The sequence below is a fragment of the Pseudomonas sp. C321 genome (assembly GCF_055407105.1).
On sequence record NZ_JBUZRB010000001.1, the window covers coordinates 538,767 to 561,045 of the forward strand.

Below are 22,279 nucleotides of genomic sequence, written 5' to 3' on the forward strand. Positions count from 1 at the left end.
GCAGCATGGCCCGGTCGCCTTTTTTATGTCTCACACCCTCATCTGTGGCGAGAGGGCTCGCCACAACAGCTTTGCTGCGCATGCTATGGTGCTCGCCCTTATTGCGCATGCTCATCTTCGTATGATCACGATCCCCCGCCCATTGCGCTTGACCTTCTACTCCCTGCTGATCATCGCTGGCGCCGTGCTGGCTGCCGCCCTGGCCATACACCACGCCGAACGCCAGGCGCTGGTGGATGACGCGGCCCGGGCCAATCAACAGCTGGCGCTGTATGCCAACTCCCTGCACACCCTGATCGAGCGTTACCGCGCCCTGCCCGCCGTGCTGGCCCTGGACTCGGAAATGATCAGCGCCTTGAAAGGCCCGCTGGACGCCGCCACCCAAGACTTGCTCAACCGCAAGCTGGAGCGCATCAACGGCGCCGCGCAATCATCCACCCTGGAATTGATGGACCGCAACGGCCTGGCCGTGGCCGCCAGCAACTGGAACCTGCCCAGCAGTTATGTCGGGCACAACTACGCGTTTCGGCCGTATTTCAGCCAGACCTTGAGCCAGGGCACCGGACGCTTTTATGCGGTAGGGGTCACCACCGGTATTCCGGGGTACTTCCTCTCCAGTGCGGTACTGGATGAAAAAGAGCAGTTTCTCGGCGCCATGGTGGTGAAGCTGGAATTTCCGGAACTGGAACGCGAATGGGCCCAAGGTAACGACCTGCTGCTGGTCAGCGATGCACGGGGCATTGTGTTTATCGCCAATCAGCCAGGCTGGCGGTATCGCGCCTTGCGCCCGCTATCGGACAGCGACCACGCGGAACTCAAGGCCACTCGGCAATACGACAAAAAACAGCTGATGCCCCTGGAGTATCAGGCGTTGCTGCGCTTCGACGACAACAGTCACCTGATGCGCATCGACAGCCCCGAGGGCAGTGCCAATTACCTGTGGGAATCCCTGCCGTTGAAGGCCGAAGGCTGGACCTTGCATCTGCTGCGCAAACCCCAGGTTGCCGCCGAGGACCAACGCAACGCCGGCCTTGCCGCTGCAGGTCTGTGGCTGGCGCTGGTGTTCCTGCTGCTGTTCCTGACTCAACGCTGGCGCCTGGCTCGCCTGCGCCAACGCAGCCGCGAAGAGCTTGAACAGTTGGTACAAGAACGCACCCGCGACTTGCGCACTGCCCAGGATGGGCTGGTGCAGTCGGCCAAGCTGGCAGCGCTGGGGCAGATGTCCGCGGCCCTGGCCCATGAGATCAACCAGCCCTTGACGACGCAGCGCATGCAACTGGCCACCTTGCGCCTCTTGCTGGATCACGGTCGCGTCGATGACGCTTACAAGGCACTGACCCCGCTGGACGACATGCTCACCCGCATGGCCGCGCTAACCGGCCATCTCAAGACCTTTGCCCGTAAAAGCCCCAGCGGTTTGCGCGAACGCCTGGACCTGGCGACTGTGGTGGATCAGTCCCTGCACTTGCTGGACACCCGTCTGCGGGACGAAGCCATCGGCACAGTGCTGGACCTGACCCGCCCGGCGTGGGTGCGCGGCGATGCAATTCGCCTGGAACAGGTGCTGATCAACCTGCTGCGCAACGCCCTCGATGCCATGGCCGACAAACCGCGCAAGCGTCTGGAAATCCGCCTGCACGCCGATCAACAACTGTGGCACCTGACTGTCACCGACAGCGGCGGCGGGATTGCCGAAGAAAACCTCAACAGCGTATTCGACCCCTTTTTCACCACCAAACCCGTGGGCGATGGGCTCGGCCTCGGGCTGGCGGTGTCGTACGCTATCGTCCACGAACTCGGTGGCCGCCTGAGTACCGCTAACCAAGGCGATGGCGCGGTATTTACCCTGACCCTGCCCATCGCCCTGGAGACCCCGGACCTATGCTGAACGCAGTGATTGTGGTGGATGACGAAGCCAGCATCCGCACGGCCGTGGAGCAATGGCTGAGCCTGTCAGGCTTTGAGGTGCAGCTGTTCAGCCGTGCCGATGACTGCCTGGCGCAATTGCCCAGGGATTTCCCTGGGGTGATCCTCAGCGATGTGCGCATGCCAGGGCTCAGCGGCCTGGAGTTGCTGGCCGAGGTGCAACGCCGTGATGCCGACCTGCCGGTGATCCTGTTGACCGGCCACGGTGATGTGCCGATGGCCGTGGAAGCCATGCGCGACGGCGCCTACGATTTTCTGGAGAAACCCTTCAGCCCCGAGGCTCTGCTCAGCAGCCTGCGCCGAGCCCTGGACAAGCGTGGATTGGTCCTGGAAAACCGGCGCCTGCATCAACAGGCCGATCACCGCGCCAAGTTGGAATCGAGCCTGTTGGGCGTGTCCCGAGGCTTACAGAATCTACGTCGACAAGTGCTGGACCTGGCAACCTTGCCGGTCAATGTGCTTATTCGTGGCGAGACCGGCAGTGGCAAGGAACTGGTCGCCCGTTGCCTGCATGATTTCGGGCCACGGGCGAAGAAGCCATTTGTAGCACTGAACTGTGCCGCGATTCCCGAGCAACTGTTCGAGGCCGAGTTGTTTGGCCACGAGAGCGGCGCCTTTACCGGCGCCCAGGGCAAGCGCATCGGCAAGCTGGAATACGCCGACGGCGGCACCCTGTTTCTCGATGAAATCGAAAGCATGCCCCTCGCCCAGCAAGTAAAACTGCTGCGGGTATTACAGGAGCAGAAGCTGGAGCGCCTGGGCTCCAACCAGAGTATCAAGGTGGACCTGCGCATCATTGCCGCCACCAAGCCGGACCTGCTGGACGAAGCCCGCGCCGGGCGCTTTCGCGAGGATTTGGCTTATCGGCTGAACGTCGCGCAGCTGCGTCTGCCGCCGTTGCGTGAGCGCCGGGAAGATATCCCGCTGCTGTTCGAACACTTCGCCCAGAACGCCGCCGAACGCCTGGGCCGCAGCTTTGCCCCACTGAGCGGGCCGCAATTGGGCCACCTGCTCAGCCATGACTGGCCGGGCAACGTGCGGGAGCTGGCCAACGTCGCCGAGCGCCGGGTGCTAGGGCTCGGTGAACCGGAGCCGGAAGGCATCGAAGCCGGGCAATCGTTGGCGGCGCAGCAAGAGGCGTTTGAAGCCCATTGCCTGAAAGCCGCGCTGACTCGGCACAAAGGCGATATCAAAGCCGTGCTGGCAGAACTCCAACTGCCACGGCGCACCCTGAATGAAAAGATGCAGCGGCATGGGTTGGCACGGGAGACGTTCTTGAAAGATGAGTGAGCGGATTTTCGCTCATTACCAGTTATTCATCAGCGATTTTCCGCTCAATAAAACCCTACAACCCTTCTAGACCGGGCCTTCATCTGTTTGGCACAACTCCTGCTATAGCCCCGACAGGCTGCGCTTGTGCGCGCTCCACAAAAACAATTAGATGAAGGATCCTTCAATGGATAACTCCAACTCCCTGCCTTTGGGGTCGGCGGCTGCGCCGGCAAAAGAACGCACCACTTCCAGCCGGATCAAATCGATCTTCAGCGGCTCGGTCGGCAACATGGTCGAGTGGTACGACTGGTACGTCTACGCCGCCTTCTCTCTGTACTTCGCCAAAGCCTTCTTCCCCAAAGGCGACACCACCGCCCAACTGCTCAACACCGCCGCGATCTTCGCCGTGGGCTTCCTGATGCGCCCGATCGGTGGCTGGCTGATGGGCCTGTACGCCGACCGCAAGGGCCGCAAAGCCGCGCTGATGGCCTCGGTACTGCTGATGTGCTTCGGCTCGCTGATCATCGCCCTGACTCCCGGTTATGAAACCATTGGTGTCGGCGCACCGATCCTGCTGGTCTTCGCCCGCCTGCTGCAAGGCTTGTCGGTCGGTGGCGAATACGGCACCTCGGCCACTTACCTGAGTGAGATGGCAACCAAGGAACGTCGCGGCTTCTTCTCCAGCTTCCAGTACGTAACCCTGATCTCCGGCCAGCTCATCGCCCTCGGCGTGCTGATCGTGCTGCAACAGACCCTGACCACCGAACAACTGTACGACTGGGGCTGGCGTATCCCGTTCGTCATCGGCGCCCTGTGCGCAGTGGTCGCGCTGTACCTGCGTCGCGGCATGGAAGAAACCGAGTCGTTTACCAAGAAAGAGAAGTCCAAGGAAAGCGCCATGCGCACCTTGATGCGCCATCCCAAGGAACTGATGACCGTGGTCGGCCTGACCATGGGCGGCACCCTGGCGTTCTACACCTACACCACCTACATGCAGAAATACCTGGTGAACACCGTCGGCATGAGCATCTCCGACTCCACCACCATCTCGGCGGCGACGCTGTTTCTGTTCATGTGCCTGCAACCCATCGTCGGCGGGCTGTCGGACAAGGTCGGTCGGCGGCCGATCCTGATTGCCTTCGGCATCCTGGGTACATTGTTCACCGTGCCGATCCTCACCACCCTGCACACCGTCCAGAGCTGGTGGGGGGCGTTCTTCCTGATCATGGCGGCGCTGATCATCGTCAGCGGCTACACCTCGATCAACGCGGTGGTAAAAGCCGAGCTGTTCCCTACCGAAATCCGCGCCCTGGGCGTTGGCCTGCCGTACGCGCTGACCGTGTCGATCTTCGGCGGTACTGCTGAATACATCGCGCTATGGTTCAAGAGCATCGGCATGGAAACCGGTTACTACTGGTACGTGACCGCATGTATTGCGGTGTCGCTGATCGTCTATGTGACCATGAAGGACACTCGCAAGCATTCGCGGATTACCACAGACTAAGGGTTCGCTCGCTGTAAAAAAGGGGCCGTGTCAGTGGATGACACGGCCCCTTTTCATTGGTGAACACTCAACCACGGTGCACTATGATGCCCTTCCCAGAACCACCCAGCAGGAACCCCGGCTATGCCTGACGACATCCACTTCTATGAACCCGCCAACGGCCACGGCCTGCCTCATGACCCGTTCAATGCCATCGTCGGCCCACGACCGATTGGCTGGATTTCGTCCCAGGACAGCGAAGGTCGCCTGAACCTGGCGCCCTATAGCTTCTTCAACGCCTTCAACTACATTCCGCCGATCATTGGTTTTTCCAGTGTCGGGCGCAAAGACAGCCTGAACAACATCGAGCAGACCGGCGAATTCGTGTGGAACCTGGCCACGCGGCCGCTGGCCGAGCAGATGAACCAGAGTTGCGCGGCTGTTTCACCCGAGGTCAACGAGTTTGAATTGGCCGGGCTGACGCCGGCAGCCTCGAAAGTGATCGCCGTGCCCCGCGTGGGCGAGAGCCCGGTGTCCTTTGAATGCAAGGTGACGCAGATTATTCAACTGCAACGAGCAGATAAGGGACTGGTGCCAAGCTGGCTGGTGCTCGGCGAAGTGGTCGCGGTGCATATCGCCAAGTGGCTGCTCAAGGATGGGGTGTACGACACCGCCGCCGCCGAGCCTATTCTGCGTGGCGGCGGGCCGGCGGATTACTTTCAGTTGGGGCCTGAGGCCTTGTTCAAGATGTACCGACCCAAGGTTTAGGAAGCTGTTGCCCAGGCCAACTGACCTTCTTCGTCGACGTCGATCAACCGCTCCAATTGCTGGGCGGCAGCGTCGTCGGCGTCATCGGCGGTCTTGAACTTCTGCCCTTCGAGGATAGTGTGAAAGCGCGGCGCGCCCATGCCATCCAGGGCCTTGACGGCGACGGCAGCGCTGTAGCCACCTTCTCCCGGTACTACGGCGGAAACGGCTTCGTGATGGGCAAACTCTTTACGTGCCATGTTGCAGGTCCTGGCCAATGGAAAGTCGGCCATTCTAGACGTTCAGCCAGCCAGTTGCAGATATTCGCCGTAGGCGCTGGCGGCGCAGGTGTCGATGAAGGTCTGGAAGTCCATGCTGCGAACCACCCCGTCATTCAATAACTCGGTGAAGATCATCAGCGCTGGCGAGTTGAAGTAGGCACTCATCGCCTGCTCGCTGCTCCAGAAGCCTGAGATCAACCACACATCAGGTTCCGATAGGGAATGCTGCAACGAAAACTGCAGGCAACCCTGAGCCTGGCGGCCCGGTTCGATCAAACTGCTCAAGCGTGCACCCAGCTCGGTGCTGCACCCGGTGCGGGCGCGGATAAAGGCCATATGGCTCGCGGGAATGGGGGTGGACATGTTCGACTCTCCCGTTGAGAAGTGATGCTCGGCAAGCACTGTGAGGGCGTGTTGCCACAGGATCAAAGATAGCGGCGCTGCCCTACGGGCGGTTAGTCGATTCCTGCAGGCTTATTGCACAATCCTGCGAGATGCGTAGAGGTAACGGGCAGGCCACGGATTCTATGCCCGCCATGAGCGCCTTGTTTCACATGGATCACGCAGTGGTTACGGCCGCTCGACTTGCCTGATTCACGATTTATCGCAGGATCAGGCAAGGATTGTGCAGAATCGGCGTAACACTGCTTTGAAAGCGCCTTTAAGCTGTGCCCATCGTCAAAGCACCAAGAGGTTGCCCCATGTCGTCGTCAGAACACCGTCCTGCCCCCCTCGATCCCGACATGGAAAAGCAGCGCGCGGAACTGGCCGATATCGTTCTGCGCCACACCTGCGAAGACGGCTCCTACGCCACCGCTATCCACTCATTCGTGCTCAATCGGCACAACTCGCCCCGCGACTTCATGCCGGTGCTGGCCCAACCCGCGCTGTGTATCCTGGCCCACGGCAGCAAGGAAGTGCGCCTGGCGGATGAGACCTTCACTTATGACCCGCTCAATTACCTGGTGTTTTCGGTGTCGATGCCGGTGTCCGGGCGCATCATTGACGCCTCGCCGGAAAACCCCAACCTGTCCCTTCGCCTGGACATCGACCCGGCGCAAATCACCGCCTTGATCGCCGAAGCCGGCCCCATGGGCGTACCCACTCGCCCCGCCGCCCGTGGCATGTATGTCGACCGTCTCGACAGCCAACTGCTGGATGCTGTACTGCGCTTGACCCGTTTACTCGACTCACCGAAAGACATCGCCATGTTGGCGCCGCTGATCAACCGCGAGATTCTCTATCGCCTGCTACGCAGCCCGCACGGCTATCGGCTGTATGAAATTGCCGTGGCCAACAGTCAGAGCCATCGGGTCAGCCAAGCTATCCAATGGCTGAACGGCAACTATGAACAACCGCTGCGTATCGATGACCTGGCCAAGGAAGTGAACCTCAGCGTCTCGACCTTGCACCATCGCTTCAAGGCGATGACGGCCATGAGCCCGCTGCAATATCAGAAGCAACTGCGCTTGCAGGAAGCCCGGCGCTTGATGATTGCCGAGGGCCTGGAAGCCTCGGCAGCGGGCTATCGAGTGGGCTATGAAAGCCCGTCGCAATTCAGCCGCGAGTACAGCCGCCTGTTTGGCGCGCCGCCGTTGCGGGATTTGGCGCGGTTGCGCTTGAGCGTCTGACCCTGCCCTGCAACAAGGTATCAGTCCAGGCTACGGGGCAACTGCAAGGTCACGCGCAAGCCACCTTCGCGCAGGTTCTGCAAACTTACTTCGCCGCCATGGCTGTGAGCGATATTGCGGGCGATGCCCAGCCCCAAACCATAGCCCTGCTGCTGCCCGGCGAGGCGAAAGTGCGGTTCGAAGACTTGCTCCAGGCGCTGTTCGGGCACGCCGGGGCCTTCGTCATCGACATGCAAAATGAACTCCGCGCCATCGTCCTCAATGTACAGGTGGGCGTTCTGCCCGTACTTCAAGGCGTTGTCGATCAGGTTGCCAATGCAGCGCTTGAGCGCCAGCGGCTTGCCCGGATAGGCCGCCAGCGCCCGGCCATGCTGGGTCACCCGACCGTTGCCGTTGGGCGCCAGGTAAGGCTCCACCAGGCAGTCGAGCACATGATTGAGGTCCACCGGCTCGATGTTTTCATGGATGTCGGTGTCCTTGACACATTGCAGCGCGCCCTTGACCAGTAACTCCAGTTCATCCAGGTCGCGACCGAACTTGGCTTGCAGCTTTTCATCTTCCAGCAACTCCACCCGCAAGCGCAGGCGGGTGATGGGCGTGCGCAAGTCGTGGGAAATGGCGCTGAATAATTGGCTGCGCTCGGTGAGGTAGCGGCTGATGCGTTCGCGCATGGCGTTGAAGGCGCGCCCCACTTCCACCACTTCGCTGCCGCCACCTTCGGCCACAGGTTCCACATCGGCGCCCAGGGACATGTCCCGCGCCGCCCGCGCCAGACGCTTGAGCGGTCGGCTTTGCCAATGCACCAGCAAACCGATGAACAGCAACAGGAAACTACTGGTCAGTACGATAAACCACACTTGCTGGGACGGCAGGCCTTGCTCTTCGAGGCTGGTGTAGGGCTCGGGCAACAGCGAGGCTATATACAACCATTCACCTTGGGCCAGTTGGATCTGGGTCACCAGCACCGGTGGGTTGACCGGTTCCAGCGTCAGCGCGTAATGGGCCCAGGAGCGTGGCAATTCATCCAGTTTCAAACCGGCGTTGAAAATGCGCAGGTCCTCGGCGCTGACAAACTCCACCGAGATATGCACGTCGCTGCCCAGGGTCTGGCGCAGCACTTCTTGCACGGCATCCAACACCGCTAGTTTGCGCGGGGTTTGCGGCAGCAGCGCCATGTCCAGGGGTTTGTCATTGAGGGTCACCACAAAACGGGTGCCGCCCATGCTGCGCAACTGGTCCAGCACCAACGGACGGTAAGCCACCGGCAGGGAACGGAAATAGCTGACGCTGGCGGTCATCGAATGGGCCAGGCTGCGGGCGCTCGTAACCAGGCCTTCGAGCTGGGTGGCGCGCAGTTGCGAGACCCAGATCACGCTCGACAGCGCCTGGGCAAACAGCACCGCCAGCAAGGTCAGCAGCAGCATGCGACCCAAAAGCGAACGCGGTACCGGAATGCGCCGACGCAGGTCGGTCAGTCGCTCAATGGGCATTGCCGGCAACCACACACGCCGCCAGTTGGTAACCGCTACCGCGTACGGTGCGGATCAGCCGTGGAGGTTTTTCAGTGTCTCGTAGCCGTTGGCGCAGGCGGCTGACGGCCATGTCGACAATCCGATCCAAAGGCATCAGGTCGCGCCCACGGGTGGCGTTGCCGATGGTGTCGCGATCAAGGATTTGCTGGGGATGATCGAGGAATAGTTTGAGCAGGGCAAAATCGGCGCCGGAGAGGATCACCTCTTCGCCATCCAGGTGAAATAGCCGGTGGCTGATCATGTCCAGCCGCCATTCATCAAACACCAGCACGTCGCCGCCGCGCTCCTGGCCAAACTGACAACGGCGCAACAGGGCTTTGATACGCGCCTGCAACTCACGAGGGCTGAAAGGCTTGCCGATGTAATCGTCGGCGCCCAGCTCCAGGCCGATCACCCGGTCAGCTTCGTCGGAGCTGGCAGTGAGCATGATGATGGGCACCTGCGCCTGGCGCGGGTGCTGGCGAATCCAGCGGCAGAGGCTGAAGCCATCTTCGTCCGGCAGCATCACGTCGAGAATCACCAGATCGCACGGGGCCTCGTTCATTGCCTGACGAAACCCCGCGCCATCGGGCACGCCTCGCACCTGGAAACCGGCGCGACTGAGGTAGGTTTGCAGCAACTCGCGGATTTCCTCGTCGTCATCGACGAGGAGAATGGATTTACTGATTACGCTCATGGGGTCGTCCTTATTGTTTTGGATGGGACGGGCTTGATAATTCGTTGTTCTTGCGGGCCTCATCGCGGGCTATGCAAATGCCTGCTCCAACGCAACTCCAGCACCGGTCAACCCGGAATACGGCGCGGTCACCAGCCATACCGGAATGCCTTTGAAGTAGTCGCTCATGCAGCCCTTGTCGCCAAAACTCTTGGCGAAACCACTGCTGATAAAGAAGTCGGCAAACCGCGGGATCACCCCACCGACGATGTACACCCCGCCACGTCCACCGGTGGTCAGCACGTTATTACCGGCCACACGCCCCAGCCAGATACTGAACTGGTCCAGCACTTCCAGGGCAATCGGATCACCCGCGAGGCCTGCGGCAGTAATGGCCTCGGGAGTTTCCAGGACAGCCTCGTGACCGTCCACCGCACAGATCGCCCGGTACAAACGCGGCAACCCGCCACCGCTCAATACGGTTTCAGCGCTGACATGGCCGATCTCGCTGTAGATGTGTTGCCACAGCTGGGTTTCCCGTGGGCTGCTCAAAGGCAGGTCAACATGACCGCCCTCCCCCGGCAACGCCGCCCAACGGCCGGCACCCAAGTCCAGCAAGGTGCCAACACCCAGCCCAGTACCCGGCCCGATCACCACCGCCGGGCGCAATGGCTCGGGCGTGCCTTCACAGACCACTCGAAATTCATTGGGCTGCAAACGGGTCATGCCCAAAGCCATGGCCGAGAAATCATTGACCAGCAGCAGTTCGTCCACCTGCAAGGTTTTGCAGAAGGCCGTTTTGCTCAGGCGCCAATGATTGTTGGTAAATTTAAATTCATCACCGCTCACCGGCCCCGCCACCGACAGGCAGACCGCGCCGATGGAGCCAAGCTCCAGGCCTTCCTCCTTGAGGTAAACCTTGATGGCTTCCTCGGGACTGGCGTGATCCACCGTGGCATGCACACGGATCGAATGCAGTTCCTGATCTCGCCACAACGCAAAACGGGCGTTGGTACCACCGATATCACCGACCAGGGCCAGTTTCACTTGAGTGTCTCCAGGGCAGAAGTAAAGGCGCTGGCGCCCTGCTCTGCGGAGCTTGCGGCCAGGCGCATAAATGCAAACAGCTCGCGGCCTGCGCCCACGTTGTTACCCAAGAGGCCCGTGGCAGGCGCGCGCGCTGCAAATTCTTCGGCGTCCACCTTAAGTTCCAGGGTGCCTTTGACGCCATCGACGCGAATGATATCGCCATCTTTTACCCGCGCCAGCGCACCACCACGCTGAGCCTCAGGGCTGACATGAATCGCGGCAGGGATCTTACCCGAGGCGCCGGACATCCGCCCATCGGTGACCAACGCCACCTTGAAGCCGCGATCCTGCAGCACGCCGAGGAACGGCGTCATCTTGTGCAGTTCCGGCATGCCATTGGAGCGCGGGCCCTGGAAGCGCATCACCGCAACAAAGTCCTTCTCCAACTGGCCGGCTTTGAACGCATCGGCCAAGTCCTGTTGATCCTGGAAAACCACGGCCGGCGCTTCGACGATTTGATGCTCAAGGGCCACGGCGGAGACTTTCATCACGCCACGGCCGAGGTTGCCTTCCATCACCCGCAAGCCGCCTTCCGGAGAGAATGCACGAGCCACGGGGCGCAGGATGGTTTCGTCGAGGCTTTCGATAGGCCCCTCGCGCCAGACCAGTTCGCCGTCCACCAGGAACGGTTCCTGGGTGTAACGGCTCAGGCCAAAACCTGCGACGGTGTTGACGTCTTCGTGGAGCAGGCCAGCTTCCAGCAGCTCGCGGATCAGGAACGACATGCCACCCGCCGCCTGGAAGTGGTTGATGTCGGCTTTGCCGTTCGGATAAACGTGGGAGAGGGTCGGCACCACCTCGGAGAGGTCGGCCATGTCCTGCCAAGTCAATAGAATGCCCGCCGACATGGCGATAGCCGGCATGTGCAGAGTGTGGTTGGTGGAGCCGCCAGTGGCGTTGAGGGCGACGATGGAGTTGACCAGGGATTTTTCGTCGACGATTTCGCCAATCGGCATGACCGCGCCGTTTTGCTTGGTCAGGCGCGTGACCTGGTGCGCGGCTTCGCGGGTCAAGGCGTCACGCAACGGCGTGTACGGGTTGACGAAGGACGCGCCCGGCAAGTGCAGGCCCATGACTTCCATCAGCAATTGGTTGGTGTTGGCGGTGCCGTAGAAAGTGCAGGTGCCGGGGCTGTGGTAGGACTTCATCTCCGATTCCAGCAGCTCTTCGCGGGAGGCCTTGCCTTCGGCGTAGCGCTGGCGCACGTCGGCCTTCTGCTTGTTGGAAATCCCCGACGGCATCGGCCCGCCCGGGACGAAGATCATCGGCAGGTGGCCGTAGCGCAGGGCGCCCATCATCAGGCCGGGAACGATCTTGTCGCAGATCCCCAGCATCAGCGCGGCGTCGAACATATTGTGGGACAGCGCTACCGCCGTGGACATGGCAATCACTTCGCGGCTCAGCAGGCTCAGTTCCATGCCGGGCTCGCCCTGGGTCACGCCGTCGCACATGGCGGGTGTGCCGCCAGCGAACTGACCGACGGAACCGATCTCGCGAAGGGCCTTCTTGATTTGCTCGGGGAAGTGTTCGTACGGCTGGTGGGCCGAGAGCATGTCGTTATATGACGAAACTATTGCCACGTTGGCGGCGTTCATCATCCGCAGGTTGTTCTTGTCTTCGGTACCGCAACCGGCCACGCCGTGGGCAAAGTTGGCGCATTGCAGCTTGCCACGCATCGGACCATCGCTGGCAGCGCCGCGAATGAGCGCAAGGTAAGCCTCACGGGTTGCACGGCTACGGGCGATAAGCCGTTCGGTGACCTCAAGTACGCGGGGATGCATGTGTAGAACTCCAGGCTAACGGATGTGGCGACCTGAGTGCCTATGCTGGTCAAAAGCCCGCCGCGAAGAGCTTGGCAGGGTGTTACTTGACCAATCGGACCAGTTGATTCAGGTCACTCGTTGTTGAATGAACAAAATATTGCCACTAAAAAGGCTTGTTTTCTATTTTTATACGAATAATCTTGTAATTCTTACAACAAATCGACGACAGGCGCTTTTCAAATGACTCTTAGAATCGCAATCAATGGTTTTGGCCGTATCGGCCGTAACGTCCTGCGCGCACTTTATACCCAAGGCTATCGTCAGGATTTGCAGATCGTCGCCATCAACGATCTGGGTGACAGCTCAATCAATGCTCACCTGCTTAAGTACGACACCGTCCACGGCACTTTCGATGCAGAGGTCTCTCACGATCAGGAAAGCCTGACCGTCAATGGCGACCGGATTGCCGTCAGTGCCATTCGCAACCCGGCCGACCTGCCGTGGGCCGCCGAGAAAGTCGACGTAGTATTCGAATGCACCGGTATGTTCACCGACCGCGCCAAGGCCGCCGCCCATATTACCGCTGGCGCGCGCAAGGTAATCATCTCGTCCCCGGCCAAAGGCGCTGATGCCACCGTGGTCTACGGTGTGAACCACGATATCCTGCGTCAATCCCACCAGATCATCTCCAACGCGTCCTGCACCACCAACTGCCTGGCGCCGGTGGCCCAGGTGCTGCACCGCGAGCTGGGCATCGAAAGCGGCTTGATGACCACCATTCACGCCTACACCAACGACCAGAACCTGACCGACGTCTACCACACCGACCCGTACCGCGCCCGTTCGGCCACGCAGAACATGATCCCGAGCAAGACCGGTGCGGCCGAAGCCGTGGGTCTGGTGCTGCCGGAACTGGCGGGCAAGCTGACCGGCATGGCCGTGCGTGTGCCGGTAATCAACGTATCGCTGGTGGACCTGACCGTGCAGCTTAAGCGCGAAGCGTCGGCAGATGAGGTCAACGCCCTGCTCAAAGAAGCCAGCCAGCATTCGAAAGTCCTCGGTTACAACACCCTGCCGCTGGTTTCCAGTGACTTCAACCATAACCCGTTATCGTCGATCTTCGACGCCAACCACACCAAATCCAGCGGCAAGTTGCTTAAGGTGCTGGCCTGGTACGACAACGAATGGGGCTTCTCCAATCGCATGCTGGATAACTGCCTGGCGCTCTGCAACGCCGAATAACCCGCAATCTGTTAGAGGGGCTGTTGTGGCGAGGGCCTTTGCTCCCTCGCCACAATGATCTGAAACACACTCTGCTACTTGCCATTTTTGCTGATGATAAGCATTATCATTCGCTGCAAATCGGTCTGGTATCAGTGTGAGCCAATCTCGCTTCAATCAAGTCTTCCTCAGCCAGCGGGTGATTCTGCTGCGCACCTTGCAGCGGATGGTGAATAACCACAGCACCGCCGAGGACCTGCTGCAGGAAACCTACCTGCGCGTCACTCGAGCTCTTAGCGAGAGACCGATTGATCACCTCGAACCGTTCGTCTTCCAGACTGCGCGCAACCTGGCGCTGGATCACCTGCGCTCGCGTCGGATCCAGGCCCGAACGCTGCAGGAAGGTGTCTCGATAGAGATCCTGCAAAGCGTCGCCTCCCCCCTCAGCACACCTGAAGATGCGACCCACGCCGAACAATTGCTGGAGCACCTGAGCGTCAGCCTCGGCCAGTTGAGCGCCCGCCAGCAGCAGATTTTCATCCTCAGTCGCCTGCACGGTTGCAGCTATCAGGAGATCGCCGACCAGCTCGAAGTGTCCTTGAGCACCGTGCAAAAGGAACTGAAATTGATCATGGCGATCTGTGTGGGTGTGGCTGAACGGCTCGATCGCCCTTAAGCTTTGTCAGGACAAGCCGACAGACTTGTCGCTCCACTATGTAAGACATTGAATAAAACGTGGCGAAGACCCGAGGAACACCGTGACGGACCCGAAAAAACTGCGTCCCCATGAGCTGGCTCATGAGGTGTTGCAAGATACGGCCATGGACCAAGCCCTCGACTGGCTGATTGCGTTGCAGTGCCCACAGCCTGGCCAGCAGGCCGAGTTCCAGACGTGGCTGGCCGCCGATCCGGCCCACATTGAGGCCTTCGCCAAAGCGCAGGCGGCCTGGGGCGGTGCGCCGGTGCACAGCGCCGCCGTGGCCCTTAATGCGCCACGCAAGCCCAGCGCCTGGCACCGCATAAAACCTCACTGGAAACCCTTGGCCACCGCCGCCGTGTTGCTGTTGGGGCTGTTCAACTTCAGCAATCTACCGGTGCGCCTGCAAGCGGACCACCTGACCGTGGTTGGCGAGCGTCAGCGCCTGCAACTCCATGACGGCTCCAAGGTGTTGCTCAATACCAACTCGGCCTTCTCCAGCACCATCAATGACCATCAGCGCATTGCCCGCCTGTATCAAGGCGAAGCGTTTTTCGAAGTGGTTGCCAGCCGTGGCGCGCCCCTGGAAATAGACGCCGGCCCGGTGCGCGCCCGCGTGAACGACACCGCATTCGCCGTGCGTTACCTGAACGGCGAGGCCCAGGTCCAGGTACAGCGTGGGGATGTCGACCTGAGCAGTACGTCTGGCAACGCCCGGGTCCGCCTGAGCGCCGGTGAAAGCATCCGCATCGGCCCCAAGGGCTTCGGTCAACCGGCCAGGCTCGATGCCAATAAGGAACTGGCCTGGGTCCAGGGCCGGCTGATCTTCGAAAACTGCCCGATGAGCGAGGTTCTAGCGGAGCTGCGACGCTATTACCCCGGCTGGATCATCAACAACAATGACAAACTCGCCAGCGTTGCTGTCACCGGCAACTACCGCCTGGACCAGCCACTGGACGTGGTGCGCTCCCTGGCCCACATCACTTCGGCCAAGCTCTCGGAATTCCCGGCAGTGGTCATTCTCAACTGAGGCCAATTATTTTTACTCGATAGTCATCCGTGGTACGTCTCGTCATAGCCAATGCAACTGATTCGCATTTGTGTCAGTTCGCAACTATAAGATTCGTCTCTTGCGGAGCGCTTTCGATGTCCTCTCGTTTCAACCGGTCCTCTTCTCCCTCACGTCGCCACGGGCTGTCCTTGCTGACCGCTGCCATCCTGCTGGCAGGCAGCCAGGTTGCCCCGGTCATGGCCGCCACCAGCGACGAGCCTGCCCGGCACAGCAACGCCAACTACAGCTTCAGCATCGAGCAGCAATCCCTGGTGTCGGCGCTGAACGCCTTTACCTCCGTGACCGGCTGGCAAATCGGCCTGCCCGCCGAATTGGGCGCAGGGGTTTCCTCCCCAGGCACACGCGGGTCGTTGACGCCGGAAAAAGCCCTGGACCGGCTGTTGGTGGGGACCAACCTGAGCTACCGAAAACTGGGCAATAACAACATCGTCCTGGAAAAGCGCGCGGCGGGTAGCGCAATCACCCTGCAACAAATGACCATCAGCGCCACCCGCCAGGAACAGGAAGTGAGCACCGTTCCCAGCACCGTCAGCGTGCACGATCGCCAGGAACTGGACCGCCAGAACGTCAATAACATCCGCGACCTGGTGCGTTACGAGCCAGGCGTTTCGGTCGGCGGCGCCGGTACTCGCTCCGGCAACGCTGGCTACAACATTCGCGGCATTGACGGCGACCGCATCCTGACCCAGGTCGACGGCGTTGAAGTCCCGGACAACTTCTTCAACGGCCCGTACGCCAAAACCCGCCGCAACTACGTCGACCCGGAAATCGTCAAGCGCGTGGAAATCCTTCGCGGCCCGGCATCGGTGCTGTACGGCAGCAACGCCATCGGCGGCGCGGTGAGCTATTTCACCCTCGACCCCGACGACATCATCAAGCCCGGCCAGGATTTCGGCGCCCGCCTGAAAACCGGCTACAGCTCTGCCGACGAAAGCTGGCTGACTTCCGGCACCATTGCCGGCCGCGTCCAGGACTTCGACGGTTTGCTGCATTTGAGCCAGCGCAACGGCCACGAAACCGAATCCTACGATGGCAACAATGCCACTGGCCTGGAGCGCACCGGCGCCAATCCGGAAGACGCCCGCACCACCAACGTGCTGGCCAAACTGGGCTGGAACTATGCTGAAGATTCCCGCTTGGGGCTGACTTACGAGAAGTACAAGGACGATCGAGACATCAATCAGAAAAGTGTGGTGGGCGGACCATTCAACACGGGACGCCCAACCAACTACTACCGCGCCCGCTCAGGCAACGACACCATCACCCGTGAGCGTTTCGGTCTGGAAAACAGCTTTGCCCTCGACAGCCTGTTGGTTGATCACGTGAAGTGGAGCCTGAACTACCAGATCGCCAAGACCGACCAAACCACCGCAGAAATCTACCAGACGTCCCGCCGCGTGTTGCGCACTCGCGAGACGCTCTACGAAGAAAAACAGTGGGTGTTCGACGCTCAGTTGGACAAGGCTTTCAACATCGGCGAAACCGACCACCTGCTGACCTACGGCACTACACTCAAGCAGCAAAAAGTTACCGGCTCGCGGGCCGGCGAAGCTAGCTGCCTGGCGGTCGGCGGTGGCTGCACGGCCATCGGTGCACCGAGCCCGATGCCCTCCGACAGTGTGGTCAAGGCCAGCGATTTCCCCGACCCAACCATCAACAGCTACAGCCTGTTCGCCCAGAACCAGATCAGTTGGAACGACTGGACCTTCCTGCCTGGCGTGCGCTACGACTATGTACAACTCAAGCCCAAGCTGACCGAGGAGTTCCTCAACACCGTCGACCCGCAAAGGATCTACGACCACAGCGACAAGGCAAAAACCTGGCATCGTGTCTCGCCCAAGTTCGGCCTGACCTATGCCCTGACCGAGCAATACACCTGGTTCGGCCAGTACGCCGAAGGTTTTCGCACTCCGTCGGCCAAGGCCTTGTACGGCCGTTTTGAAAACCTTGCTGAAAATTACATCGTCGAGCCCAACTCGGACCTCAACCCCGAAACCAGCAAAAGCTATGAGACCGGGATTCGCGGCAACTTTGAGTCCGGGAGTTTCGACGTGGCAGTGTTCTACAACAAGTACCGCGACTTCATCAACGAAGACGCCTCTGTTGCAGGCAGAACGATCGAAGCGTTCCAGGCCAACAACATCAAGCACGCCACCATCAAGGGCGTGGAAGTCAAAGGCCGCCTGAATCTCGATGCGTTTGGCGCGCCGCAAGGCTTGTACACCAAGGGTTCGATTGCCTACGCCCACGGTCGCAACAACGACACCGGCGAGCCGCTCAACAGCGTCAACCCGCTCAAGGGCGTGTTTGGCCTGGGTTACGACCAGGACACCTACGGTGCGCTGGTCAGTTGGACCCTGGTGAAAAAGCAGGATCGTGTCGACAGCCAAACCTTCTTCTCCCCCGACGGCAACAAGGCCAACGGCCCGTTCAAGACCCCAGGCTTCGGCATCGTGGACCTGACTGGTTTCTACAAAGTCACCGACGAGGTGACCATCAACGGCGGCCTGTACAACCTGACCGACAAGAAATACTGGAACTGGGATGACGTGCGCAGCTACGACAGCGTCGGCGAAGCCGGCGTAACCTCCCCTGCCAGCCTGGACCGCCTGACTCAACCAGGCCGCCACTTTGCGATCAACTTGATCTGGGATATCTGATACGTGGCGCCTCACCCCTGCAGTTTTATCACTGCCAGGGTGAGGATTTTTTACTGTAACGCGTCTTCTTGTTCGTCTAGTTCATAGCAGCCTGGCATTTTCTATTGCGCAGCAAGGCGCTTTCTCCCCTCAAGGACACCCCATGACCGCTTCCCCTACCACCGAACGCCCAAGTCTGCGCTCCCAACGTCTGAACCAGATCACCCACTCGCCGCATACCAAGCTCGACGCCTTGGTCAAGGCCCATGCGCCATTTGAAACCCAGGCCAACTTCGCCCGTTTCGTGGTCGCGCAGTATCTGTTCCAGTCGGAACTGGTGGCGCTGTATAACGACGCAGAGTTGATCAAAATCGTCCCGGACCTGGCCGAACGCTGCCGCGCCGACGCCGCCAAGCTGGACCTGGCCGACCTGGAAACCGAAGTCCCGGCCCCGTTGGCTGGCGCTGTGAAAAACCCGAGCAAGGCACAAGCCCTGGGTTGGCTGTTCGTCTCCGAAGGCTCCAAGCTGGGCGCGGCGTTCCTGATCAAGCGTGCCGTCGGCCTGGGCCTGAGCGAAACCTTCGGTGCCCGTCACTTGGGCGAACCGGCCGGTGGTCGTGCCGAAGGCTGGAAGCGCTTCACCCGCACTCTCGACGCACTGGAGTTCACCCCCGAAGAGGAAGCCGACGTGGAAAAAGGCGCGGTTGACGCGTTTGTGCGCTTCACCGTGCTGCTGGAGCAGGCATACGCTACCACCGCAGAATTAGTCTGATTCCCTTGTAGGAGCGAGCTTGCTCCCGGCGGCGCTCCAACGATGAACCCGAAAGCGCCGCGTGCATTCAGAACGCCCGCATCATCGTTAACGTCCATCGCGAGCAAGCTCGCTCCTACATGAAAAACCCCACCCAAATGACCGGCAAAACCCAATCCTCCTCAAAAGTCGCCCGTGTGCTATTCGGCCTGCTGGCCTACGTCAGCCTGGGGATAGGCCTGATCGCCATCGTCGTGCCGGGGCTGCCCACCACCGAATTCATCCTGCTGGCCGCCTGGGCCGCCACCAAAAGCTCGCCGCGCCTGAGCGCCTGGCTGGAAAACCACCGATTGTTCGGGCCGATTCTGTTCAACTGGCGCAACGGCAAAATCATAGCCCGTCGGGCCAAGGTCAGCGCCACCGTAAGCATGCTGCTGTGCGCAGGCTTGATGCTGGTGATGCTCGACCACGGCTGGCCGATCTACCTGGCGATTGCCGGGATGAGCCTGGGCAATCTGTGGGTCTGGTCGCGGCCGGAACGCCTGTTGCAAACCTCCTGACAAATCCCCTACCACTCATCGCCTCCCCCTCATGAATTACCCGCCCCCGCCGATGTTCCGGGCATAGCGCCGAATGGACTTGGCACCTTGAGTCAGCCACAGACTCTGCTTGCATTCTAATAAGTCCATACGCGAGTAATCCTATGTTCGACACGCTCTCCATCCGCTTGAAAATCGTGCTGTTGTCTGGTCTCTGCCTGTTGGGCGTGATCGCGTTGATTGTCAGCATCAACCTCTACGAGACCAACCAGAACGACAAGCTGATCAGTGCGTCCAGTTCGCGAATGCTCACCGCAAGCGTGGAAAATCTCCTGCAGGCCAAGGCCGCCGAACAAGCGGCGCAAGTGCAAAAAACCTTTGGCGAAAACCTGCTGGTGGTCACCGCTCTCGCCGATCAGGTCAAGGATTTGCGCAACATGGCAGTCAAGCGCTCCCTGGAGCCTTCGACCCTGCGTGAAGAACTCAACCAGAGCCTAAAGACCGCCTTCGAACGCAACACCAAAGTGCTGGGTATCTGGCTGTCCTTCGAACCCAATGCCCTGGATGGCAAGGACAACGAATTCATCAATGACGCCGTCCGTGCCTCCAACGAAGCCGGGCGTTTCTCCAGCTACTGGAGCCGCGCCGGCGGTGAAGGTGAAAACACGCTAATGGTCGAGGAAGACCTGACCAAGACCACCCTCAACCTCAGCGGCACGCCCTACAACATCTGGTACACCTGCCCACGGGACAACAAGCGCATTTGCCTGTTGGACCCGTATGAAGACACCGTGGCCGGCAAGTCGATGCTGATGACCACCATCTCCCTGCCTCTGCTGGTGGACGGCAAGGTGATCGGCGTGATCGGTATCGACATCGCCCTCAACGCCCTGCAAGCCGCAGCCGACTCATCGCAACGCGAGCTGTTCGACGGTGCCGGGCACATGCAAATTGTTTCCGGCAACGGCCTGTTGGCCGGCTACAGTGGCCAGGCGGATAAGGTCGGCAAGAATATCGGCGACATCCTCGGTACCGAGGGCAAGGACATTGTGCAACTGCTGGCCAATGACAACCGCAAGATCCTTGAACAAGGCGAATTGATCCGCTCGGTTTACCCAGTCAAACCCATCGCCGACGCCAGATCCTGGGGCGTGCTCATCGATCTGCCCAAGCAGGTATTGCTGGCCGACTCGGTAAAACTGCAAGCGGTACTCGACGAGGCCCAGGCCAGCGGTACCCTCAAAGCCTTGCTGGTAGGCGCTGCTGCTGGCCTGCTCGGCTTGTTGCTGATCTGGCTGACCGCCACCGGCGTAACGCGGCCGATCAACAGCGTCGCGGTCATGCTTAAGGAAATTGCCAGCGGTGACGGCGACCTCACCCAGCGCCTGGCTTATGCCAAGAAAGATGAACTGGGGGAACTGGTCGGCTGGTTCAACCGTTTCCTCGACAAGCTGCAACCGACCATCGCCCAGATCAAGCAGAGCATCACCGAAGCCCGCGGCACCGCCGACCAATCTTCGGAAATTGCCCGCCAGACCAGCGAAGGCATGCAGGTGCAGTTCCGCGAGATCGACCAGGTGGCCACCGCGTCCAACGAGATGAGCGCCACCGCCCACGAGGTTGCCAACAGCGCATCCAGTGCTGCTAATGCCGCACGCGGTGCCGATCAGTCGGCGCGCGAAGGCATGCAGATCATCGAGCGCAGCACCCGCGACATCACCACCCTGGCCGAGGAAGTCAGCAAGGCCGTAACCGAAGTCGAAGCCCTGGCGGTCAACAGTGAGCAAATAGGTTCAGTGCTGGAAGTGATCCGCAGCATCGCCGAACAGACCAACCTGCTGGCCTTGAACGCGGCGATTGAAGCGGCGCGAGCCGGGGAAAGCGGTCGTGGCTTTGCGGTGGTGGCCGATGAAGTACGCAACCTGGCCAAGCGCACCCAGGACTCAGTGGAGGAAATTCGCCTGGTGATCGAGCGCATCCAGAGTGGCACCCGTGGCGTGGTAGCAACCATGCATTCGAGCCAGAGCCAGGCGCAGAACAACGCCGGGCAGATCCATCAAGCGGTGCAGGCCCTGGGCAAGATCAGCGATGCCGTGACGGTGATCAGCGACATGAACCTGCAAATCGCCAGCGCCGCCGAGCAGCAGAGCGCCGTGGCCGAAGAGGTCAATCGCAACGTCTCGGCGATCCGCACCGTGACCGAAACCCTCACCGGCCAGGCCACGGAGTCGGCGGCCATCAGCAGCCAACTCAATGCCCTGGCCAATCAGCAGATGAAGCTGATGGACCAGTTTCGGGTTTAAGCCCCGGTCCAGGCGCTGACAAACAGCGCAAGGTCTTCTTTTGGCGCCGTGCGCGGCGGGTTTTGCGGGGTGCCCAGGTAGAGGAAGCCGATGACTTCCTCGCCTTCGCCCAATCCCAAACCTTTAGCCACGTGGGCCGAGTAGGACAGCTCACCGGTGCGCCACACCGCGCCAATCCCCTGGGCATAGGCCGCCAGCAGAATCCCATGGGCCGCACAGGCCGCAGCCAAACGTTGCTCGGACTTCGGCACATTGAAGTGCTCCTGCAAGCGAGCAATCACCACCACCACCAGCGGCGCACGCAGCGGGCCGGCCTGGGCCTTGTCGACAAAGGCCTGGGGCGCTTCGGGATTTTGCAGGCGCGCGGCTTGAGCCAGCAGCGTACCCATTTGCTCACGGGCCGGGCCTTCCACGGTCAAAAAGCGCCAAGGCCGCAGCTGGCCGTGATCCGGTGCACGCATGGCCGCCGCGAACAGTACTTCGCGCTGCTCGGCGGTGGGGGCGGGCTCCAGCAGTCGCGGCACGGAAACACGGTTGAGCAAAGCGTCGAGAGCCTGCATTGGCCACCTCCAGAGAAAAATGTGCGGTCATTCTAGCGGGAATGAATCAGATACTACTAAACGATAATTGCTCTTATTCAATCCGCCCTGCCCTGTTAGACTTTGCGCCCTTGTTTTG

19 protein-coding genes are annotated in these 22,279 nt (G+C 60.6%); 12 read left to right on the top strand and 7 right to left on the bottom strand.

The window, feature by feature from the left end; genetic code table 11:
• The first annotated feature begins 121 nt into the window (after positions 1 to 121).
• The 4 genes from ACZRJ6_RS02535 to ACZRJ6_RS02550 all read left to right on the top strand — a co-directional run bounded on the left by ACZRJ6_RS02535 (position 122) and on the right by ACZRJ6_RS02550 (position 5,449).
• On the top strand, positions 122 to 1,888 hold the full coding sequence (locus ACZRJ6_RS02535) for an ATP-binding protein (RefSeq protein ID WP_463966944.1): 1,767 nt from the start codon (positions 122 to 124) through the stop codon (positions 1,886 to 1,888).
• Positions 1,882 to 3,216: a sigma-54-dependent transcriptional regulator gene (locus ACZRJ6_RS02540; protein ID WP_463966945.1), complete on the top strand. Its 1,335-nt coding sequence runs from the start codon at positions 1,882 to 1,884 to the stop codon at positions 3,214 to 3,216. The genes ACZRJ6_RS02535 and ACZRJ6_RS02540 overlap by 7 nt, the downstream gene beginning before the upstream one ends.
• 166 nt (positions 3,217 to 3,382) lie before the next feature.
• Positions 3,383 to 4,702 (top strand): MFS transporter, encoded by a 1,320-nt coding sequence (locus ACZRJ6_RS02545; protein ID WP_149411945.1) that lies wholly within the window; start codon positions 3,383 to 3,385, stop codon positions 4,700 to 4,702.
• A 123-nt stretch (positions 4,703 to 4,825) separates the two neighbouring features.
• Positions 4,826 to 5,449 (top strand): flavin reductase family protein, encoded by a 624-nt coding sequence (locus ACZRJ6_RS02550; protein ID WP_463966946.1) that lies wholly within the window; start codon positions 4,826 to 4,828, stop codon positions 5,447 to 5,449.
• On the opposite strand, the gene ACZRJ6_RS02555 is transcribed toward ACZRJ6_RS02550, so the two are convergent.
• Together ACZRJ6_RS02555 and ACZRJ6_RS02560 are read right to left on the bottom strand one after the other, a co-directional pair.
• Positions 5,446 to 5,721: a hypothetical protein gene (locus ACZRJ6_RS02555; protein ID WP_133099617.1), complete on the bottom strand. Its 276-nt coding sequence runs from the start codon at positions 5,719 to 5,721 to the stop codon at positions 5,446 to 5,448. The genes ACZRJ6_RS02550 and ACZRJ6_RS02555 overlap by 4 nt on opposite strands.
• A 9-nt stretch (positions 5,722 to 5,730) precedes the next feature.
• Positions 5,731 to 6,072 (bottom strand): antibiotic biosynthesis monooxygenase family protein, encoded by a 342-nt coding sequence (locus ACZRJ6_RS02560; protein WP_463966947.1) that lies wholly within the window; start codon positions 6,070 to 6,072, stop codon positions 5,731 to 5,733.
• Positions 6,073 to 6,410: 338 nt separating this feature from the next.
• Between ACZRJ6_RS02560 and ACZRJ6_RS02565 the strand changes: the two genes are divergently transcribed.
• Positions 6,411 to 7,340, top strand: a complete 930-nt coding sequence (locus tag ACZRJ6_RS02565; RefSeq protein ID WP_463966948.1) for an AraC family transcriptional regulator — start codon at positions 6,411 to 6,413, stop codon at positions 7,338 to 7,340.
• Between the two features lie 20 nt (positions 7,341 to 7,360).
• On the opposite strand, the gene ACZRJ6_RS02570 is transcribed toward ACZRJ6_RS02565, so the two are convergent.
• The 4 genes from ACZRJ6_RS02570 to edd all read right to left on the bottom strand — a co-directional run bounded on the left by ACZRJ6_RS02570 (position 7,361) and on the right by edd (position 12,397).
• On the bottom strand, positions 7,361 to 8,830 hold the full coding sequence (locus ACZRJ6_RS02570) for an ATP-binding protein (RefSeq protein WP_463966949.1): 1,470 nt from the start codon (positions 8,828 to 8,830) through the stop codon (positions 7,361 to 7,363).
• Positions 8,820 to 9,548 carry a response regulator gene (locus tag ACZRJ6_RS02575; protein ID WP_463966950.1) on the bottom strand — a complete coding sequence of 243 codons (729 nt, stop codon included), beginning with the start codon at positions 9,546 to 9,548 and terminating at the stop codon, positions 8,820 to 8,822. Before ACZRJ6_RS02575 ends, ACZRJ6_RS02570 begins: the two co-directional genes overlap by 11 nt.
• Positions 9,549 to 9,617: 69 nt before the next feature.
• Complete coding sequence (locus ACZRJ6_RS02580) at positions 9,618 to 10,574, bottom strand: glucokinase (protein WP_463966951.1); 957 nt, start codon at positions 10,572 to 10,574, stop codon at positions 9,618 to 9,620.
• Positions 10,571 to 12,397, bottom strand: a complete 1,827-nt coding sequence (edd, locus tag ACZRJ6_RS02585) for a phosphogluconate dehydratase (RefSeq protein WP_463966952.1) — start codon at positions 12,395 to 12,397, stop codon at positions 10,571 to 10,573. The genes ACZRJ6_RS02580 and edd overlap by 4 nt, the downstream gene beginning before the upstream one ends.
• 222 nt (positions 12,398 to 12,619) lie before the next feature.
• Between edd and gap the strand changes: the two genes are divergently transcribed.
• The 7 genes from gap to ACZRJ6_RS02620 all read left to right on the top strand — a co-directional run bounded on the left by gap (position 12,620) and on the right by ACZRJ6_RS02620 (position 21,601).
• Positions 12,620 to 13,621, top strand: a complete 1,002-nt coding sequence (gene gap / locus ACZRJ6_RS02590; protein WP_149411935.1) for a type I glyceraldehyde-3-phosphate dehydrogenase — start codon at positions 12,620 to 12,622, stop codon at positions 13,619 to 13,621.
• A 136-nt stretch (positions 13,622 to 13,757) separates the two neighbouring features.
• Positions 13,758 to 14,276 (top strand): RNA polymerase sigma factor, encoded by a 519-nt coding sequence (locus ACZRJ6_RS02595; protein WP_463966953.1) that lies wholly within the window; start codon positions 13,758 to 13,760, stop codon positions 14,274 to 14,276.
• 82 nt (positions 14,277 to 14,358) lie between these two features.
• Positions 14,359 to 15,327 carry a FecR family protein gene (locus tag ACZRJ6_RS02600; protein ID WP_463966954.1) on the top strand — a complete coding sequence of 323 codons (969 nt, stop codon included), beginning with the start codon at positions 14,359 to 14,361 and terminating at the stop codon, positions 15,325 to 15,327.
• Positions 15,328 to 15,443: 116 nt separating this feature from the next.
• Positions 15,444 to 18,029 carry a TonB-dependent receptor gene (locus tag ACZRJ6_RS02605; protein WP_463966955.1) on the top strand — a complete coding sequence of 862 codons (2,586 nt, stop codon included), beginning with the start codon at positions 15,444 to 15,446 and terminating at the stop codon, positions 18,027 to 18,029.
• A 142-nt stretch (positions 18,030 to 18,171) separates the two neighbouring features.
• The gene (locus tag ACZRJ6_RS02610) at positions 18,172 to 18,780 is read left to right on the top strand and encodes a biliverdin-producing heme oxygenase (RefSeq protein ID WP_463966956.1); all 609 of its coding nucleotides are present in this window, start codon (positions 18,172 to 18,174) and stop codon (positions 18,778 to 18,780) included.
• Positions 18,781 to 18,917: 137 nt separating this feature from the next.
• Positions 18,918 to 19,319, top strand: a complete 402-nt coding sequence (locus tag ACZRJ6_RS02615) for a YbaN family protein (RefSeq protein WP_463967410.1) — start codon at positions 18,918 to 18,920, stop codon at positions 19,317 to 19,319.
• Between the two features lie 143 nt (positions 19,320 to 19,462).
• Positions 19,463 to 21,601 (top strand): methyl-accepting chemotaxis protein, encoded by a 2,139-nt coding sequence (locus ACZRJ6_RS02620; RefSeq protein ID WP_463966957.1) that lies wholly within the window; start codon positions 19,463 to 19,465, stop codon positions 21,599 to 21,601.
• Here the strand turns inward: ACZRJ6_RS02620 and ACZRJ6_RS02625 are convergent.
• The gene (locus ACZRJ6_RS02625; protein ID WP_463966958.1) at positions 21,598 to 22,161 is read right to left on the bottom strand and encodes a nitroreductase family protein; all 564 of its coding nucleotides are present in this window, start codon (positions 22,159 to 22,161) and stop codon (positions 21,598 to 21,600) included. The two genes, ACZRJ6_RS02620 and ACZRJ6_RS02625, sit on opposite strands and share 4 nt — an antisense overlap.
• Positions 22,162 to 22,279 lie beyond the last annotated feature (118 nt).